This is a genomic window from Dysgonomonas reticulitermitis (genome assembly GCF_054601275.1).
Genome location: NZ_BAAHWU010000033.1, coordinates 1 through 19144, shown reverse-complemented (window position 1 = coordinate 19144; position 19144 = coordinate 1). Strand labels below are relative to the sequence as shown.

15 protein-coding genes are annotated in these 19144 nt (G+C 40.0%); 5 read left to right on the top strand and 10 right to left on the bottom strand.

Annotation, left to right across the window (positions count from 1 at the left end; genetic code table 11):
• Positions 1–30: 30 nt before the first annotated feature.
• The 3 genes from prfB to ACYPZI_RS11590 form a co-directional block, all read right to left on the bottom strand.
• Positions 31–1144, bottom strand: a protein-coding gene (prfB, locus tag ACYPZI_RS11600; protein WP_459601750.1) for a peptide chain release factor 2 whose coding sequence is annotated in 2 segments (ribosomal slippage) — positions 31–1092 and positions 1094–1144 — 1113 coding nt in all. Because the reading frame shifts where the segments join, the coding sequence is not laid out codon by codon here.
• Between the two features lie 99 nt (positions 1145–1243).
• Positions 1244–1894, bottom strand: a complete 651-nt coding sequence (trhA, locus tag ACYPZI_RS11595) for a PAQR family membrane homeostasis protein TrhA (RefSeq protein WP_459601748.1) — start codon at positions 1892–1894, stop codon at positions 1244–1246.
• 338 nt (positions 1895–2232) lie between these two features.
• On the bottom strand, positions 2233–2904 hold the full coding sequence (locus ACYPZI_RS11590; RefSeq protein WP_459601746.1) for a helix-hairpin-helix domain-containing protein: 672 nt from the start codon (positions 2902–2904) through the stop codon (positions 2233–2235).
• A gap of 225 nt (positions 2905–3129) precedes the next feature.
• On the opposite strand from ACYPZI_RS11590, the gene ACYPZI_RS11585 reads away from it, so the two are divergent.
• The 3 genes from ACYPZI_RS11585 to ACYPZI_RS11575 are packed head-to-tail and all read left to right on the top strand — an operon-like array spanning position 3130 to position 7670.
• The gene (locus ACYPZI_RS11585; protein ID WP_459601744.1) at positions 3130–6180 is read left to right on the top strand and encodes a glycoside hydrolase family 3 N-terminal domain-containing protein; all 3051 of its coding nucleotides are present in this window, start codon (positions 3130–3132) and stop codon (positions 6178–6180) included.
• Positions 6155–7006, top strand: a complete 852-nt coding sequence (locus ACYPZI_RS11580) for a hypothetical protein (protein WP_459601742.1) — start codon at positions 6155–6157, stop codon at positions 7004–7006. The genes ACYPZI_RS11585 and ACYPZI_RS11580 overlap by 26 nt, the downstream gene beginning before the upstream one ends.
• Positions 6999–7670: a M15 family metallopeptidase gene (locus ACYPZI_RS11575; RefSeq protein ID WP_459601740.1), complete on the top strand. Its 672-nt coding sequence runs from the start codon at positions 6999–7001 to the stop codon at positions 7668–7670. The genes ACYPZI_RS11580 and ACYPZI_RS11575 overlap by 8 nt, the downstream gene beginning before the upstream one ends.
• A gap of 8 nt (positions 7671–7678) precedes the next feature.
• Here ACYPZI_RS11575 and ACYPZI_RS11570 read toward each other — a convergent pair whose 3' ends face one another.
• From ACYPZI_RS11570 to ACYPZI_RS11545, 6 genes are all read right to left on the bottom strand, one after another.
• Positions 7679–8119 carry a GxxExxY protein gene (locus ACYPZI_RS11570; protein WP_459601738.1) on the bottom strand — a complete coding sequence of 147 codons (441 nt, stop codon included), beginning with the start codon at positions 8117–8119 and terminating at the stop codon, positions 7679–7681.
• A 925-nt stretch (positions 8120–9044) separates the two neighbouring features.
• A complete protein-coding gene (locus ACYPZI_RS11565) occupies positions 9045–10124 on the bottom strand; it encodes a CapA family protein (RefSeq protein WP_459601736.1) in 1080 nt (359 codons plus the stop codon).
• A gap of 104 nt (positions 10125–10228) precedes the next feature.
• Positions 10229–11689, bottom strand: a complete 1461-nt coding sequence (locus ACYPZI_RS11560; RefSeq protein WP_459601734.1) for a TrkH family potassium uptake protein — start codon at positions 11687–11689, stop codon at positions 10229–10231.
• 6 nt (positions 11690–11695) lie between these two features.
• On the bottom strand, positions 11696–13033 hold the full coding sequence (trkA, locus tag ACYPZI_RS11555) for a Trk system potassium transporter TrkA (protein ID WP_459601732.1): 1338 nt from the start codon (positions 13031–13033) through the stop codon (positions 11696–11698).
• Between the two features lie 152 nt (positions 13034–13185).
• Entirely contained in the window at positions 13186–15135 is a 1950-nt protein-coding gene (gene dxs, locus ACYPZI_RS11550) for a 1-deoxy-D-xylulose-5-phosphate synthase (protein WP_459601730.1), read from the bottom strand.
• A 123-nt stretch (positions 15136–15258) separates the two neighbouring features.
• Entirely contained in the window at positions 15259–16062 is an 804-nt protein-coding gene (locus ACYPZI_RS11545; protein WP_459601728.1) for an energy transducer TonB, read from the bottom strand.
• Between the two features lie 351 nt (positions 16063–16413).
• On the opposite strand from ACYPZI_RS11545, the gene ACYPZI_RS11540 reads away from it, so the two are divergent.
• Both ACYPZI_RS11540 and trxB read left to right on the top strand, forming a co-directional pair.
• A complete protein-coding gene (locus tag ACYPZI_RS11540) occupies positions 16414–17052 on the top strand; it encodes an outer membrane lipoprotein periplasmic chaperone LolA1 (protein WP_459601726.1) in 639 nt (212 codons plus the stop codon).
• A gap of 112 nt (positions 17053–17164) precedes the next feature.
• Positions 17165–18106, top strand: a complete 942-nt coding sequence (gene trxB / locus ACYPZI_RS11535) for a thioredoxin-disulfide reductase (RefSeq protein ID WP_459601724.1) — start codon at positions 17165–17167, stop codon at positions 18104–18106.
• Between the two features lie 348 nt (positions 18107–18454).
• Here the strand turns inward: trxB and ACYPZI_RS11530 are convergent.
• A partial coding sequence (locus ACYPZI_RS11530; RefSeq protein WP_459601722.1) for a TlpA family protein disulfide reductase occupies positions 18455–19144 on the bottom strand: 690 nt, incomplete at its 5' end.

Here is a 19144-nt window from a genome sequence, read left to right as displayed (position 1 = left end):
TATATTAAGTTTATAAACAAGAGGCTTAGACTAAGCCTCTCCTCCAAATTCCATTAAATATGCTTTGATGAAATCATCGATATCACCATCCATCACTGCGTTTACATTCGATGTCTGATGGTTTGTCCGGTGGTCTTTCACCCTGCGGTCGTCAAATACATAGCTGCGTATCTGAGAGCCCCATTCTATTTTTTTCTTTCCGGCTTCTACTTTCGATTGTTCTCTGCTACGGCGTTCTAGTTCTAATTCGTATAGTTGCGATTTCAACAAACGAATAGCATTGTCTTTATTGCCGAACTGCGAACGGCTTTCAGTATTTTCTATTACGATTTCTTTATCTTCGCCGGTTTCAGGATCTTTGTATTTGTAGTGAAGGCGGACACCCGTTTCCACTTTATTTACATTCTGTCCACCTGCTCCGCTCGAACGGAAGGTATCCCATGTAATATCTGCCTGATTGATTTCGATGTCGATAGTATCGTCTACTAGCGGAACAACAAAAACAGAAGCAAACGATGTCATACGTTTTCCCTGAGCATTAAAAGGCGATACCCGCACCAGACGATGCACTCCGTTTTCTGATTTGAGGTAGCCGTACGCATAGTCCCCTTCCACTTGTAAAGTTGCGGTTTTTATCCCTGCTTCATCTCCGTCCTGCCAGTTGGTAACGGTTGTTCTGTAGCCTTTCGATTCGCACCAGCGTTGATACATCCGGAATAACATTGAAGACCAGTCTTGCCCTTCAGTTCCTCCGGCGCCACTATTGATTTTAAGTACAGCTCCAAGTTTGTCTTCCTCTCTACGGAGCATATTTTTTAGCTCCAGATTTTCTACTAGTTCTAAAGCATTTTTGTAAGCTGTATCGACTTCCTCTTCAGTAGTTATTCCTTCTTTCAAGAAATCAAATGCTAATTGTAACTCGTCGGTTGCACTTTTCACTTCATTGTAGCCTTCGAGCCACCCCTTCAGTTCTCTGATAACTTTCATTTGCGCTTCCGCGACTTTCGCGTTATCCCAAAAACCGGGAGCATGTGTTCTTAGCTCTTCTTCTTCGAGTTGTATTTTTTTTGCATCGACGTCAAAGATGCCTCCCCAGCGCGTGCTCGCGCTCCAACACTTCTTTGAGTTGGTCTGCTGTAATCATAAGTTATTTACTTTTTTTATTGAGATGCAAATGTATAAAAAAAAGAGCTAAGAATATGTCTGTATTTTGAATAATGAGCAGAGTTTAATGATAAATAGACTACAGAATCAGATATATAGCGATTATATGGCAGATACTCCCTCCTAAAACGAACAGATGAAAAACTGTATGCATGTATTTTCTCTTTGTCCATGAGTAGAACAAGGCCCCTGCGATATATGAAATTCCTCCTGCTATAAGCCAGTACAGGGCATCGATTTGTCCCATGACCGACAATACTCCATATAAAGGCTTGAATGCGACTAATATTGAACATCCCATGATGACAAAGCAGATCGTTTCCAGATTGCTATGTCCCTTTAGGTTGGTGAAACTGGCGATCAATCCTGCAATGGCAGCAAGACATATGAATGCAAATAATGACCAGCCCCATGCTCCTTCGTTTCGTAATACGACCAAGGTAAAAGGTATATAAGTTCCTGCGATATGCAGGTAAATAGCGCTATGGTCGAACTTACGAAGGAGTTTTTTTCGCTTCTCGTGTGTGCATCCATGATAGCAGGTGGATGTGATGTATGAAGCCAGCATGCCGAAAAGGTATGCAACGACGCTTCCTACAGCCCAGTTATTTCCACTTTTTACGGCCACAGTTAATAAGATATATCCGCCTACAACGCCCAGTATTATTCCCAGGGCATGTGATATGGTGTTGGCGGCCTCTTCTGTTTTAGTATAATATCTGGATCTCATCGGATTGGAATTATTCTGCAAAGTAATAATTTTTTTATCACTACATCTAGTGATTGACAAGATATAACGGAAACTGTTTCTTTGTGTTTTTTTAATAAATAATGCCAATCAGCAGTTAAAGTTATTATTGTAGTCGTCTAGACTTTTCAACTTTTACCCTCTTTTGTCATTTTGAGGAACGAAAAATCTCCTTTTCGAGATGTTTCACTATCGTTCAACATGACTCAAAGAGAATAAGAAATGAGTAAAAAAAGCATAGTTTACAAAAAGTCTAGACGACTTCCCTGTAGTGTAAAACGTTCGATTATTTTCACTTTGGAGGTTTGGGGAAAGACTAATTAATTGAATGAAAGATAAGGAGTTAATCGCCTAATATCATTTGCGGGAAATTCTTCCAACAGGGACAAGCGGTTGATAGATTCTATATTTCCTTTGCGTTCCCGTATATCGGTTATCACTTTTGCTTGTTTATAACTGATATACGGATGTCCGTTCAATTCTTCAAAACTTGCCGAATTTATCCTGATTTTCTTTACGGCAGGAACCAGAGTGATGTACGCCGTTATTTTATCATAGAGTTCATCATCCATTCCCCAAACTTCTTTTAATTGAGTGATATCAGCATATCCTCCCAGAAGAGTTCTGTATTTCACAATACGGTTTGCGTATCCGCCGCCTATTCCGGGAATCTTTTTTAGTTCAGTCGTATCAGCGCTATTTAGTTCCACTGTTTCGCCTTCCAATAGTTTTGCCGTATGTATATATCTGGTTTGACTTTCTTTATTTTGCTGTCCGTTATATACTTTATGGTCAGAATAGGAGGCTGTGTCTTTATCTCGCGATGCGGATTGAAACGCCTCAAATTCTGCCTCAAATGTATTTCCTGTATATGGTTTATTCGACGGAAGCGTGATCATATATACAATTCCGCTGATAACGATAAGTATCAACAGTGCTGTTATTGCGATTTTATCATTTTTTTGAAAGAAAAAGTAGCTTTTCCAACTCATAGTTACTAAATAAGGAGTCTTGTTTTGTGCAAAAATAGATATTTAGGTTTAGGTGCAAGCAATTTATGCCTGTCAATTTATTCGTAAATGCTAAACTTTGAGATCATCCGGTTTTTCCTAATAAATCAAAAGTCGGGACAACTTATTCGTTTATTCGTTGTTGTAAACTTTTTTCTGAAAAATATTCCTTTTATTTTTGTAGGAACAATTTTCTAAAATTTAAAAATGAAAAGATTATATATTCCGGCTATAACTATCCTGTTCTTGTTGCTTTGCTCATTCAGTATAAATATAGTTGGAAAAAAGATAATACCAGGTCTATATAAAACTGCCAATCAAACCCAAATGCTTCAATGGGTTGATTCTGTCTATAATCAAATGACAATGGATGAGCGTATCGGTCAGCTATTTATGCCTGTGGTTACAGGAGATAATACGAATGCGAATAAAAAGATAATACAAGATTTCATAAGCAATCAGTATGTGGGAGGTTTTCTGTTCTCGGAAGGTACTCCGCAGAATCAGGCTGAGTTGACTAATATGGCACAACAAAGCGCCAAAGTGCCGTTAATGATTTCTTTGGATGGTGAGTGGGGTTTGTCTATGAGACTGTCGAATACGACTCAATTCCCCCGTAATATGATGCTTGGAGCTATACAAAACGATTCTTTGCTGTATTATTACGGGTTAGAAGTAGCTCGCCAATGCAAGTTGATGGGTATACATGTTAATTTTGCTCCATCTTTGGATGTAAATAGTAATCCGGCTAATCCGGTAATAGGCACCCGTTCTTTTGGAGAAGACCCCGAACTTGTGACAAGACTGGGGATCATGTATGCGAAAGGTTTGGAAGCCGGAGGGGTTATGGCTGTAGCAAAACATTTTCCGGGTCATGGCGATACATCCACCGATTCTCATAAAACTTTACCGACCATTGCTCATGACAGGGATCGCTTGGATGACGTTGAATTGAAACCGTTCAAAAAATATATAAAATCGGGTTTATCCGGAGTAATGATAGGGCATCTTAATATTCCGGCTTTAGATTCAAAACGACAACCAAGTTCTCTTTCTGAATCCATAGTTACAAATTTATTGCAAGAAGAACTGGGCTTTTCGGGGCTGGTCTTTACTGACGGACTGCAAATGAAAGGTGTCTCGGGAGAAGATAACTACTGTGTTAGAGCTCTTCAGGCCGGAAATGATATCCTTTTAGGGCCGGTCAGTGTCATAAAAGAGTTCAATGCGGTAAAAAAGGCTGTTGAAAACGGGATTCTTACCGAAGCGCAAATTGAGGCAAAATGTAAGAAGGTACTCGCATACAAGTATATATTGGGAGTAAATAAATTTACTCCGGTAAAAACAGATTCACTTGTCCGTAATTTGAATACGCCGCATGCCGAATGGGTGAACAGGCAACTGAATAAGGAGGCCGTGACTTTATTGAAGGACGACTCTAAGATTATACCATTGAAAAAACTCGATAAACGCAAGATTGCCGCTGTGTCCGTCGGTGAATCTTCCGGTAATACATTTCATGCCACATTACTAAAATATGCCGGTATTACCTGTTTTAATGTCCCGGACAGTGATGGTTTGTTGAGCCTTAAAAAAACACTGGAACCATATAATACGATAATAATATCTATTCATGGTAATCGTATTAACGCGAACGCGGCGATACAAAATGTATGTCAGGGAAAAGAAACTATACTGTCATTTTTTATGACTCCATATCGTATGAGTTATTATGCCACATCGATCAAGAACGCTGACGGAGTGATGTTGGTTTATGAGAATACTCCATTGGCTCAGGATTATGCGGCACAAGCTATTTTTGGAGGAAATAGTATAATCGGAAAGATACCCGTGACTGTGAAGGGTATTTTTAAAGAGGGAAAAGGAATTGAAACGAAGAAAGTACGGCTAGGCTATTCTGTTCCTGAAGAGGTCGGAATCCAATCATCCCGTTTAGATGGGATAGGATCAATTGTTCAGGAAGGAATAAAAGATAAAGCTTTTCCGGGTTGCCAGATTTTGATAGCCAAAGATGGGGAAGTAATATACAGCAAATCATTCGGATCATATACATATGACGGGAAGCAGGCCGTTACCAACAACAATATATATGACCTGGCTTCTATGACTAAAGTTTCGGCCACACTTCCGGCTGTAATGAAGTTATATGATGATTCGGAACTGAAACTGAGTACACCCCTGAGCACGTATGTTAAACCATTGAAAGGGACGGACAAAGCACATATTACAGTTCGTGACGCGTTGTTCCACGAGAGTAGGCTCCCGTCATTTATCCCTTATTACCTGATGGCTATCGATCAGACAAGCTACGAAGGACGATTGTTTAATTCAAGCCAGACAGCCCTTTATTCTAATGAATTCGACACGGATACCTGGACCCGGAGCGATTATAAATATAAGCCGAATATTATATCTGCTGCTCCAAAAGCCGGTTTCCTTCCGTTGGCTGATAACATGTATGTAAATAAAACATACAATGATACCATTATCGCTGCCATTGCCAATTCGAAGCTTACAAAAAGGAAAGGGTATTTGTATAGTTGCCTCAATTTTATGTTATTGAAGGAGGCAGTTGAGAAAGTGGCAAAAGAAAGTTTAGATGCTTACGTACAAGAAAATTATTTTAGTAAGTTAGGCGCTGTCACTACGACATATAATCCATTGACCAAATTTGACAAAAACCGCATTGTTCCCACAGAATATGATGGTTTCCTGAGAAAACAGCTTGTTCAGGGATATGTACATGACGAAGGAGCTGCTTTTATGGGCGGAGTCTCCGGGAACGCAGGATTGTTTTCGAATGCGAACGACCTTGCCAAACTTTATCAGATGTGGTTGGATAAAGGGACTTATGGAGACGAAGAATATCTGTCTGAAAAGACATGCTTGCTTTTTACGAGTGTCAAAAGCTCTATCTCGCGGCGTGGGCTGGGTTTTGACAAACCGGAAATGAGAACAAATAAATCGAGCCCTACCAGTTTGAGCGCACCGGCCAGTACTTATGGCCATACAGGATTTACAGGAACTAGTTTCTGGATCGACCCCGATAATAATCTGATTTATATATTCCTGTCGAATCGTGTATATGAAAAACGTACGCATAAACAGCTAATGAGTATGGGGATTCGTCAGCGCATACAAGAAGAAATATATAAGGCAATGAGAAAAAGTGTCTCATCGCCGGAAACAATAACCATAAATACAATAACCAATGGAGAACAGACTGATTCTGAATGATGATGTTAAAACATTTTTAGAAGTTGATAATAAGCCGATTTGGAAATTAATTATTGAAAACGATATAAATAGCCTTTTAGCTTTGCCGGAAGACGATACAGAAGACGGGATTCTGGATGTGGCAAAGGAATTGTTTTCTGACGGAGAGAGCCATACTCTTAAAAAATACGATTTTGTGACAATAAGAGAATCTAACGGCGCTTTTATCCGTGATCTGGTACGCCTTATATTTGCATTGGATATAAACGGTACTCAAGATGAAATGTTGAAAAGAATAGCTAATACCCTTTTCGATTCATTTCCCGATTTGATAGAGCAAATCCAAAAAAAAACATTCGGTTATCCTGCACGCATAATAGATAATTATATCTTGTCAGAAGCGGCATTAGTTCGTGCAGCCTTGATGAATTTGATTTATTACTATAAAATACGTCAGGATATTGATGCTTTACATTTTGTAACTGTAATGCGCACGACCATCACTTTGGCTATTATGCGTAATTATAAAAATATAGTAGGGCATGATATGGTAGAAACGGCCAAAATAAAAGAAGAAGTAGGGGAAACCGAAGCTGCTTTAACTTTTTACAATGGCGCGCGGGAAAATTTGGAGAATGAATTACAGTGGTTTGTAGAAAGTCCTGAAATGGGGCCGAACGAGGATGATGTAGTTGTGCTGCAATCGTTGAAGGAGGCTTACCAAGCGATAGACAGGCTGAACAATACCGATGAATATACAAAAGCTTGTTCTCTTATAGATGAGGTATTAAGCAGAGAATATATCGAATATGATTTTGATGAGGAAGATGACGAGGAGGATGAATAAAAACATTTTTTATTTTTTATTTTTTATTTTCCCTGTTTTATTGTTAGCACAAGACGGGGTTTCAAGATTGGAATCCTATTTACAGACTCAACAGCTTGTAAACATCAAAGAATTAGATCCGACTATATTGTCGGATCTAAAGTATGCAACTACTGACAATTTTACTAAGACCGTGCTTTACGACACGCTGCTGAATATATATCTGCATCCTGTGGCAGCTGAGAAGCTAGTGAAGGCTCAAAGGTACCTGAAAGAGATAAATCCGGATTTTAGCCTTTTGGTCTATGATGCAGTTCGGCCGTTAAGCGTTCAGAAAAAAATGTACAAAGTAGTTCAGAATACGCCATATGCATTATATGTGGCAAATCCTGTACGGACGGGTTTGCATAATTATGGCATGGCTGTAGACCTGACTATCTGCGATAAGCAAGGTATTTCCCTGGATATGGGTACGGCGTTCGACTTTTTTGGCAAAGCAGCAGGTATAAATAAAGAACAGGAATTGGTCGACGAGGGCGTACTAACCAGACAGCAAGTCAAAAATAGGGAATTGCTTAGAAAAGTGATGATTCAAGCCGGATTTCTGACCATCAGGGGAGAGTGGTGGCACTTTAACGCCGTATCATTAAATGAAGCTAGAAGATCATATAGAGTGATAGAATAAGAGTACTGTTATTTAGTTTTTTTCCCATAATACTCATAGTATCCATAATGTTTATGGGATGGCGATGTCGGTTTGAATGATTTTTCCAATATCCTTACTCCTGCGCGGAAATCTTCTGTATTGAAATCTATAATTAGTCCGGTCTTTTGTCCGCAAAGCTTTACATATGTTTCAACTTTTCTTCTGAAAATACTCTCTTGCGCATATTCCGGTTTTATTCCGATAACGAGTTTCTCTTCCACAAGTAAATCTACGGTGAACGCCTTTTCAAATTTCAATTCTTCGAACTCAACTGATAATACTTTTTGTCTTTCAGCTGTAATGTTCTTCTTTGATAACTCATGTATTAAGCACTCTTCGTATACCTCGTGTAGTAACCCTGCTCCTAAGGATCTATGGATCTTCGAACCTGCATTTATAATACAGGCAATTAGTTCACTGTTAGTCATATATAATATTGGTTATTTGTAGTTTTAAAAGTTTTTTTTGCATTTAATGGTTTGGTTATATAAAACCTAAAAATCTAATTTACAAATTTAGATACAACACATACTTTGGGCTATGGTATTTTTAGATAAAAAAATAGTCCATTTCAGACTTTTTAATAAATATTATATGCAACAAGCCTTTTGTTTATTGATTATCAATAAATTATGATCAAGGTGATCAAAGGGTTTATTTTCAAAAGATTTAAACGTACAAAATTTCGTGAATTATTTATAATCAATTAAAATAAACTCTAATGCTTTGATGAAAAGCATCATCTTACATGAAAAGGCAAAGGTATATATAAAAAAGTAAATAATATGAAAACTGTGATAAATTCCGATGTAACGGCGCTAAATATTTATTTCGTAATTTTATAGAGGTTATTAACAGGAGATAAAAATGAGTGCCGAAATAATAATTTCATAGGGTTTGCCCTGATATATTTATGTGAATTATGTGAATCAGTAGTTGAAACGTTCGATTATTTGCATTATTTTCTACTGCGCGCAATCACAGATTGCTTGCATCCCTTTTGCCCAAAGCCGCAAAAGGAACCAAAAAGGCTTTTGCGCCCCCGCTTCAACGTCCGACCCATAACGGACTTAAAGGCTAAACAAAAAAACTCGCTCCGGGATTTGTATAATTATGAATCATTTGATAAGCTCAGACACGTTTTTGTTTTTAACGCCTTTTTCGTCCTATGGGTCGCCGAGGGACGAAGCGCTAGCCTTTTGCTTACTTTTGGGCAATGCCAAAAGTAAGGGCAAGCCCGATAGGGCGCGGCAGTAATGAGCATATGTTGAGAATATAAGCAATCTGTGATTGCGCGCAGAAGAAAATAATGCAAATAATCCAACTTACAAACACATCATTAATTTTCATTGATTACTTAATCCATAAGCTTTCTATAGCAACTTTAGCATTAGTGGCAAAAGTCTGCATTTTAAGGAATGCCTCTGCACCTAATTTTTCTTTTCCCTTTTCATTGTTGAAGTCAGCGACAGGCAACAACTCGAAAAAAGAAGGAGTATCCTTATCTTTCATCAGCTTGTTTACCCAAACCAGAGAGTAATCGCAACTGTCTATATTTATTTTACCATTTTCATCTTTACTGACGTCTATTTTCACCATCATTCCTCCTGTTGTATTGACAGGCTTCATCGCCGAGATCAGATTACCCATCGAGTAAACAACAATATTTTCTATCTCATCGCCTTTCTTCTGAATGTCGACCGGTTGCACTACATGCGGATGTCCACCAATAACTAGCCGGACACCATTCTGAATGAGAAAATCGGCGAGAACCTTTTGCTCCCTGTTATGTTTTAATACATACTCTACTCCCCAGTGAATATTAGCAATGATAATGTCGGCTTTCATTTGCTTAGCCGCCGCAATATCTTTCAGCATCTGTTTGCGGTCTATATAATTCACAATATTGGGAGGAGTAAGCACATGACCTTCATTTGTTCCGTAAGTATAATTCAGCATAGCGATGCGAATACCATTCTTTATCATCATCAACGGATAATAAAGTTCCCTCTTCTCCTTATTTACAAAGACACCTGTATGTTTCACCTTCATCGAATCGAGCATCATAACAGTGCGTTCTAATCCGTTCTTTCCTTTATCGAGAATATGATTATTCGCCGTAAGGAAAACGTCGAACCCCGCGTCTTTCAACGCAAAGGCGTATTCATCGGGAGAACCGAAATTGGGATAGCCACTGAACTGTTTTCCGGGTAGAGTAACTTCCAGATTTACGACAGCCACATCCGCTTTTTTAATTTCGTCTTCCACATACTTAAAATAAGCGGAATAATCGTATCCGTCTTTTGTTTTGGCAACATCCAACTGGGCTTTGTGCTGCATAGCATCACCGGCAAAGAGAAAACTCACCTTTTGTTCCTGAGCATAAAAAAGACTTGAAATGGCAAAAAGAGCGAGAAAGAAGATATATTTCATATGATAATAACTTGTTTTTTAAGGTCATATGGAACTCGCATGACTTTTATTATCATGGACTTGGTGATTTGACAAAAATCATACTTCGTTTCATAGTATATAAATTATCTTTTCCAGAACGCCGGCATAAACAGCGATAGTACGGTAAACAATTCGAGACGACCTGTCAACATCAAAAAGCACATATACCATTTGGCAGATACAGGCACATCATAAAAATGACCGTTATGGCCGATCTCGGCCAATCCTCCACCAACATTTCCCAAACACGATATAGCTGCCCCCAGTGAATTTTCAAATCCCATACCCGATAGTGACAAAAGAAGACAACTAAGAATAAGGATTGCCAAATATAAAAATATAAATGCTAATACCTTCGTAACAACATCCATAGAAATAACCCTGTCATTGAGGCGTATGGGCAAGACAGCATTCGGATGTACCTGACGCTTAAACTCGTTGATAGAATTTTTAAACAAAATAATGATCCTGACTATTTTTATACCACCGGCAGTAGATCCGGAACAGGCTCCGGTAAACATAAATATGACAACTACAAACTGATAAAAAGAACCCCAGTTTATAAAATTATCGGTCGTAAAACAAGTGGTTGTTATCATCGATACAACCTGAAACAACGAAGTACGGAAAGCCTTTTCTACTTCACCAATCTTACCCGAAGAATAAAGCCCGATAGCTATGACAGCTACAAAAATCAATATGATGGAAACATACCATTTAAACTCTTCATTTTTGAATAGTTTCTTGGGACTTCCCTGTAATAATAAGTAGTATAGCAATGTAAAATTGACTCCACCGATAAACATAAAGACAGTAACCACATATTCTATATAAGCCGAATCCCAATAGGCAATACTTGCCTGCTTAGTGGAAAAACCGGCGGTAGATATCGTTGTGAAAGCATGGCAAACAGAATCAAATAAACTCATAGGCCCGGCCCAGAGTAAAAGAATAAGAATAACAGTAAAAAAGGCATATACTAACCAAAGACGTTTAGCGATTTGAGAAAAGCGTGGACGAAAGCGATCATACCCTATTCCTGTAACTTCGGCATCGTACATCACCGAAGCATTACCTCCCATCGGTAATATGGTAGCCACAAAGACCACAATCCCCAAACCTCCCATCCATTGGGTGATACTCCTCCAAAAAAGCAACCCTTTAGACATCGACTCTATATCTGTGAGAATTGTCGCTCCGGTGGCTGTAAGCCCCGATATTGTTTCAAAATAGGCGTCACATATATCAGGTATAGAATGGCTGAAATAGTATGGCAACATACCAAACGCTGAAAGAATGATCCACGATATGGCAACGACAAAGAAACTTTCACGTTTACCGATGGGGCGCGGCATATCTTCTGTTCCCAAGAAACGGATAAGTATACCGGCAAAGAAGGTGACAGTAGAACTAATCAATAATGCATCGCCTGAAAATTCATGCGAATAAAAGGAGACAACTGTAGCCGCCATCATAAACAAAGACTCTATGATGAGCAGGAAACCGACCGTCTTTAATACAAACCGATAATTAAAATTTCCCACAGCGCTTTAATGAAAAAGTTTTTCGGCTTCGCGTAATGAATCTTCCAGACAGAATACTACCACATGGTCGTATGGCTCTATCAATGTATCCCCGTCTATCATCATCGGTTCACCATTGCGAATAAGGCCACCCAATGTAACATTCTTAGGCAAGACTATCTTTTTTACCTCTTTCTTCGTAATCCGTGAATTCGGATGAGCCACTACCTCCGCCACATCCGCGTTAGCTATCGTAAGCGATTTCACATTCGACACGTCGGCGCTCAACAAGAAACGGTAAATATTACTCACTGTAATCAGTTTCTTATTGATAATAGAGCCTATATCAAGGTTCTCAGCCATTTGCATATAATCCATATTTTCCACCTCGGCCACTGTTTTGCGCACGCCGAAGCGTTTTGCCGCCATACAAGCTAAAATATTAGCTTCGGAATTACCTGTCACCGCCACAAAAGCATCGACTTCATTAATGCCTTCCTGCAATAAAAAATCGGCGCTGCGTCCGTCATTATGGAAGACCGTGACATTCTTCGGCAACCTTTCCAACAGTTGATAGGATTTCTCCTTATCCAACTCTAAAAGCTTTATGTTAACATTGTCAGGAAGATACTGGCAAGTACGTATCGCAATACGGCTACCTCCCATAATCATGATATTCTTCACTTCAAATCTGGATTTTCCCGCCAGCTCGGGTAATTCATCCACATAGTCTTTTGTCGTGGTAAAAAACAAAATATCCCCCGATAAAATCTGATCGTTCCCCGTAGGTATTATTGTTATATTGTTTCGCTTGATAGCAACAATATGAAATCTTTTTTCTTCACGTCCCAATTCATACAGGCGCTTATTCACAAGTACGGAATTTTCCCTTATTTTGATACCTGTAAGTATAATATTACCATCGCTTAATTCAATCCATTGCCGGGCCCACGGACGCTTCAGCGCAGATACAATCTCTTTGGCGGCGAGCATTTCGGGATAAACCATCGAATCGACACCCAACTTAAGGAAGAACTCTTTGTTCTTTGGTAATAAATATTCGTAATTGTCTATACGGGCAAATGTTTTTTTCGCACCTAAATTAGTGGCAAGCAAACAAGCTGTAACATTGACAGATTCGTCAGGAGTAACGGCAATAAAAAAGTCAGCCTCTTGCACTTCTACCTCCATCAGATCTTTGAGAGAAGTACACGAACCCGCCATCGTCATCATTTCCATATTCCCACCGGCGAAGTTAAGCTTCTCTTTATCGGCATCCATCAACACTATATCCTGATTTTCTGTCGACAACAACTTTGCCAAATGTGTTCCTACAGCACCCGCACCTGCGATTACAATTCTCATTATTATTTATTTATGTCATTCAGTAGTTAAAAATTAGCAAATATGAAAATTAGCAAATATGCCAATGTGCCAATTACATACGCTGCGCTCCTGTTACCGATGGTTGGCGCGAAGCGACAAGAACTTATAACTCGTAACTTGTCTACTCGTAACTAACTGTTGACTGTTGACTGTTGACTGCTCACTGTTGACTGCTCACTGCTGGCTGTCGCCTGTATCCGTTTAGCAAGCCCCGGCACATCTATTTCATATAGTTTATGCAGTTCTTTCAACGAACCGTGTGTAATAAACTCGTCCGGTAAGCCAACACGTTCCACATGGATATTATCGTAATTATTTTCAGCAAGAAATTCTAAAACAGCACTACCAAACCCGCCTTTAATCACTCCGTTTTCGATTGTCATCACATGTGTGAAATTCCCGGCGACTTCTTTCAACAAAGCTGTATCTAGCGGTTTGAGGAATATCATATCGTAATGGGCGATTGAATAGCCCCGGGCTTCTACAAGTTCAATGGCCTCTTTTGCGGCATTCCCTATAGGTCCCAAAGTAAGAACCGCCAAATCTTTTCCACTTTTAAGTTTACGACCTTTTCCAATCTCCAGTTTCTGCATTTCACATTCCCATTCGTGCAACTCTCCTTGTCCTCTGGGGTATCTGATTACAAACGGACCATCATTGCCATAAACAGCAGTGTGCATCAGATGGCGCAAATAATGTTCGTTGTATGGAGATGCTATCGTTAGATTAGGAACACAGCGCATATAAGCCAGATCGAAAGCTCCATGATGGGTAGGCCCGTCTTCACCGACCAATCCGGCACGGTCGAGACAAATAACCATATGTAGTTTTTGGAGTGCTACATCATGAATTATCTGATCGTATGCCCGTTGCATAAATGATGAATAAATATTACAGAATGGTATTAAACCTTCTTTTGCCAATCCGGCGGAATAGGTGACAGCATGTGCTTCGGCAATACCGACATCGAATGCCCTGCCGGGAAATTCTTTTATCAGATATGTCATCGAGCAACCTGTAGGCATTGCCGGCGTCACTCCGACAATACGGTCATCCTTCTCGGCCAATTCGACAAGTGTATGCCCAAAAACTTCCTGATAAAGCTGCGGCTGATCTTTCGATTTTACAACGATACGTTCGCCGGTGGTTTTATCGAATTTACCGGGAGCATGCCATACAGTAGCCGATACCTCAGCCGGCTTAAAGCCCTTTCCTTTTACGGTATGTATATGTAGCATCTTGGGACCTTTCAGGTCTTTTATATTCTGAAGAATACGGATCAAACCTTTCAGATTGTGTCCATCTACAGGCCCGAAGTAACGTATATTGAATCCCTCAAATAAGTTTTGTTGTTTTGTCAACAAAGACTTCAAACTATTATTAAAACGAAGGATAAAATTCTTTCCTTTTTCGTTAATCAGATTTCCTTTTTTAAATTTCTCATAAACGTCGCTCCTGACACGGTTATAAGCAGTAGAGGTTGTCATTTTGACCAAATAGTCGCGCATCCCCCCTACATTATCATCAATGGCCATATCATTGTCATTGAGTATAATCAGAAGGTCGTTAGGTTGGGAGTTGGCATTATTCAATGCTTCATATGCCAGTCCGCCCGTCATAGAACCGTCTCCGATAACCGCTACTACACGTCTATCCTCTTTCTTTAGAGTAGACGCGACGGCCATACCCAATGCAGCCGAGATAGAATTAGACGCATGTCCCGCTATAAAAGAGTCATACTCGCTTTCTTCCGGATTCGGAAAACCCGAAAGACCTCCAAATTGCCTGTTGGTATGAAAACGGTCTTTTCGTCCTGTCAGTATTTTATGGCTATACGCCTGATGGCCTACATCCCAGACAATACGATCGTAAGGAGTATTATAAACATAGTGTAATGCTACAGTAAGCTCTACAGTTCCCAAACTGGAGCCGAAATGTCCCGGATTGCTACTTAGTTGATCGATGATAAAGCGTCTTAGATCGGCACAAAGCGTCTCCAATTCTTCTAAATTCAAATCCTTTAAATCTGACGGAAAGTTTACCTTATCTAATATTGATATATTGTTGTCTCGTTTGTTCATAACTTTATAATTACATAAAGAGGCCTTATTACAGGCGTAATAAACAAGCAAATATATAAAACAAATACTATTTAGTATATGATATTATATTAAAAATCTCAGTTTAACACAGAACTACGTTCTCTAAAAGCCTCTATTAATCCGCCTGCCTTGCGTCCGAGTCGAAGTTTGTTTTCTTAACCGGAACTGAAGAGGAAGATTAAAATGAACCGTCACAGGCTTACCTTTAAATATCCCCGGACTCCATTCCGGCATTGATTCAACTACTTTCAAGGCTTCGGCATCACATTCAGGATCTATACCGGACAGCACTTCAGCAGCATCTATTTTACCATCCTCACATACTATAAAACGTATAACAACGCGTCCTTCTATATTGTTTCTTTGAGCCTCTTCCGGATATTTCAAATTTCTACGTATAAAACTCATCATTGCAGCCTCTCCTCCCGGAAAGCTCGGCGTTTTATCAAGTTTTGGTAGTGCTTTAGATTTTAATTTTTTAAATGATACCTCGTAAATCATCTCCGTAAAAACAGGATACCCATTTTTCTCTCCCGGCTTTACCGGCATAAGCTTTATTACGCGAATGGCTTCATCATCATATGCAGGATGCAGGCTTTCAAGCACCGAAACATCTCTCACTATTCCTTGATCCGTTACAACAAATTTCAACAAAACAGCATTGCCGTCAAGATTTTTCCGGTCTACCGAATCAGGATATGTCAAATGTTTATTAAAGAAAGCTTCTATTGCCCTCGCATCTCCAAAAAATTGCGGATCTTTATCTGTATATACAGGGTTTTCCCCCATGTACTTTTTATAAAGCTTGTTACGTTTGGCCGTAAAGATTGTATCCGGTTTTTCGCCTGCTATTAAGAATCCCTGAAATAAAAAAAGCCCTAAAAAGATGTGTAAGATATATTTCATTTGGTTTGAGATAAAAGTTTGCCGGTAAAGATAGCAAAAATGTATCCGACTCTGATAATTTATCTCTTTATTGCAGGCACGAAAATCATTTCATCCGGATTGCTTCACTCCTGTTGGCTCCGCCGATTTTCAATTCGCAATGACGAAAAGGTCTTGTTGACTGATGACTGATGACTGTTCACTGCTAAAGGTAGAAGTTTGTTACTTTTTAGTTAAAAAGTTACGAGTAGACAAGATACGAGGTACAAGTTGTTGACTGATGACTGATAACTGTTAACTGATAACTGTTCACTGTAATTAAACTTTTCCTCTGATAAATTGTCTATATTTGCATAGACTAAATTAACAAACATGAAATTAAGATTATTTACATTTATCCTGCTAGCCACACTGACCTTGACTGTATCGGCGCAGAATGCACGGACTATACTGGACAAGGCATCCGAGGCATATAATAAAGCCGGAAGCGTCACTGTTAGCTTTACGCTGGATGCTAAAGACATTAAAGCAAAGAACACATACAGCTACGATGGCAAAGCTTATATGAAAGGCGACAAATTTAAGATAGAAATACCCGATGCTATAACATGGTTTGACGGCAATACACAGTGGGTTTATGTAAAAGATACCGAAGAGGTGAACATAAGCAATCCTTCGGGTGAAGAGTTGCAGGGAATAAGTCCTGCCGTACTTTTCAGCATCTACAAAAAAGGTTACAACCTGTCATATAAAGGAGAGAAGAGGGCAGGAGGAAAAGTTTTACAACAAGTAGAGCTGACTCCCCAAAAGAAAGGAACAGATATAACAAGGATACTGGTGGAAATAGATAAGGCTACAAATATTTTTTCCACAATAACCCTGACAGATAAATCCGGCGTACAAAATATTCTTTCTATTAAAAACTACCAAACAGGAAGCAACATTCCGGAAACAACATTCACATTCAACAAGAAAGACTATCCAAAAGCGGAGATTGTAGATTTGAGATAAAATAGATTCTGTTTATTGTTCTATAAAAAATAGCAAACGGATAAGCTTTTAATATATAATTATTATCTATATCTTTGCTTCAAATATAAACAAAACATATAAATCATACAACATGAATGAAAAAGTACGTTGCCTGATTATCGGCTCAGGGCCTGCGGGATATACCGCGGCAATTTATGCTTCAAGAGCAAATCTATCTCCTGTATTATATGAAGGCATACAACCCGGAGGACAATTGACTACCACTACCGAAGTGGAAAACTTTCCCGGGTATCCGGAAGGAATTACCGGAACCGAATTGATGGAAGATCTGAAAAAGCAAGCTGTACGCTTTGGGGCCGATGTGCGCTATGGAATCGCTACCGCGGCAGACTTCACATCATACCCGAGAAAAGTGACTATAGACGGAGAAAAGGTTATTGAAAGCGACACTGTGATCATAGCTACAGGAGCCAGTGCAAAATATCTCGGTCTGACTGATGAAGCAAAATATGCAGGACAGGGTGTATCTGCCTGTGCTACTTGCGACGGATTTTTCTATCGCAAAAAAACAGTTGCTGTTGTAGGCGGCGGTGACACTGCCTGCGAAGAAGCGATCTATCTGGCAGGACTGGCATCGAAAGTATACCTGATCGTTCGCAAACCATATCTTCGCGCATCGAAGGTTATGCAGGACAGGGCTATGCAAAATCCTAAGATCGAAATATTATTCGAATGTAATGCAGTCGGATTGTTCGGAGAAAATGGAGTAGAAGGCGCGCATATCGTAAAACATGCAGGAGAACCGAATGAAGAGAAATTCGACATCGCCATAGACGGTTTCTTCCTTGCTATCGGTCACAAGCCAAATACCGACATCTTTAAAGACCAACTAAACCTGGACTCTGTAGGTTACATAATCACTACACCGGGAACACCTAAAACATGTATCGAAGGTGTATTCGCCGCCGGAGACGTCGCCGACCCTCATTACAGACAAGCAATTACAGCTGCCGGAAGCGGATGCCAGGCTGCCATTGATGCTGAACGGTACCTTAGCGAAAGAGGACTTTAATTAGTCTCATAATAAACCAAATAAAAAAGGATTGGCGCAATATCAGGAGAGGCCGGAAGAAATTTCTTCCGTGCCTTCGGGTAAAACAATGCGTTGTTTGTTTGCTTTAGCCCTTTCTACAATTTGTTTTATTAAATTTAAACAGGTTCTGAGTATAGAAAAAAAACCCGCCTGTCACAGGAAGGGGCCCCCTTACAGGACAACAAACTACACACGCATAATTATGAAGACACGCTTTTTTTATTCTTCCAATCTCTTTAAATACCCGCGGACGACCACCACACCAGTTCCGGTATATTCCCTCCATTCCGGAGAATCCTTCACACTGTATCCCTCGTTACAGGTGTCTCATTCTTTCAGCAATTCTTTCAGCTGGGCATACCGTCCACGGACAATACCGTCCCCGTCGGTCAGGATAAATGTAGGAGTACCTACTATCCCGTAGTTGCGGAAGTTGGCTCCGTCGAAGCCTTTGAAGTCGCATAGCTTGTCTGCCCAGGGTAAGCCCGTTGCCGTTTCTTCGAAAACAGCCCTGTCCGCATCCGCCGCTATGGAGATAACCCGGATATTGTTATCTGTCAACAGCTTATACTTACTTTTCAACTCCTCCAACTCATAATGGCAGTTGCCGCAACCCGTCTCATAAAAGACAATCAAGCTGAGTTTGGGAACAATAGAACTGTCGCAGGCGACAATCTCCGGTGCGGGTTGCCCGTTTAGGGGCATGGTCAGATATTCCGTACCCAGCTCTGCCAACAGGCTGTCCTTTGCAAATTTGATGAACAGGCGGATAATAGCCTGCGTTACTTCCCTGCGGATATGTATATCGTTGCCGCACCTGTCGATCATATGGCGGGTATCGCTGAGCAGCAGGCTGTCGTTGGTCGAAGTTTGTACCCATGTTTCCAGTACCTGTTGCCCAGAACGCCTGATAAGTACCGTCCGTTTTATAATGGGCGCAAGGGTCATTCTGGATAAAACGCCCGGTACGCCACAACAGATCGGATGCAGTCTGAGACTGACCGGCAGGTGTCCAGT

Excerpts from the sequence above, each read along its gene's own strand:
- ACYPZI_RS11545 (WP_459601728.1), bottom strand. The coding sequence starts at position 16,062 with ATGAAATATATCTTACACATCTTTTTAGGGCTTTTTTTATTTCAGGGA.
- trhA (WP_459601748.1), bottom strand. The coding sequence starts at position 1,894 with ATGAGATCCAGATATTATACTAAAACAGAAGAGGCCGCCAACACCATA.
- ACYPZI_RS11580 (WP_459601742.1), top strand. The coding sequence starts at position 6,155 with ATGGAGAACAGACTGATTCTGAATGATGATGTTAAAACATTTTTAGAA.
- ACYPZI_RS11575 (WP_459601740.1), top strand. The coding sequence starts at position 6,999 with ATGAATAAAAACATTTTTTATTTTTTATTTTTTATTTTCCCTGTTTTA.
- ACYPZI_RS11540 (WP_459601726.1), top strand. The coding sequence starts at position 16,414 with ATGAAATTAAGATTATTTACATTTATCCTGCTAGCCACACTGACCTTG.
- dxs (WP_459601730.1), bottom strand. The coding sequence starts at position 15,135 with ATGAACAAACGAGACAACAATATATCAATATTAGATAAGGTAAACTTT.
- ACYPZI_RS11585 (WP_459601744.1), top strand. The coding sequence starts at position 3,130 with ATGAAAAGATTATATATTCCGGCTATAACTATCCTGTTCTTGTTGCTT.
- ACYPZI_RS11565 (WP_459601736.1), bottom strand. The coding sequence starts at position 10,124 with ATGAAATATATCTTCTTTCTCGCTCTTTTTGCCATTTCAAGTCTTTTT.
- trxB (WP_459601724.1), top strand. The coding sequence starts at position 17,165 with ATGAATGAAAAAGTACGTTGCCTGATTATCGGCTCAGGGCCTGCGGGA.
- ACYPZI_RS11570 (WP_459601738.1), bottom strand. The coding sequence starts at position 8,119 with ATGACTAACAGTGAACTAATTGCCTGTATTATAAATGCAGGTTCGAAG.
- trkA (WP_459601732.1), bottom strand. The coding sequence starts at position 13,033 with ATGAGAATTGTAATCGCAGGTGCGGGTGCTGTAGGAACACATTTGGCA.
- ACYPZI_RS11590 (WP_459601746.1), bottom strand. The coding sequence starts at position 2,904 with ATGAGTTGGAAAAGCTACTTTTTCTTTCAAAAAAATGATAAAATCGCA.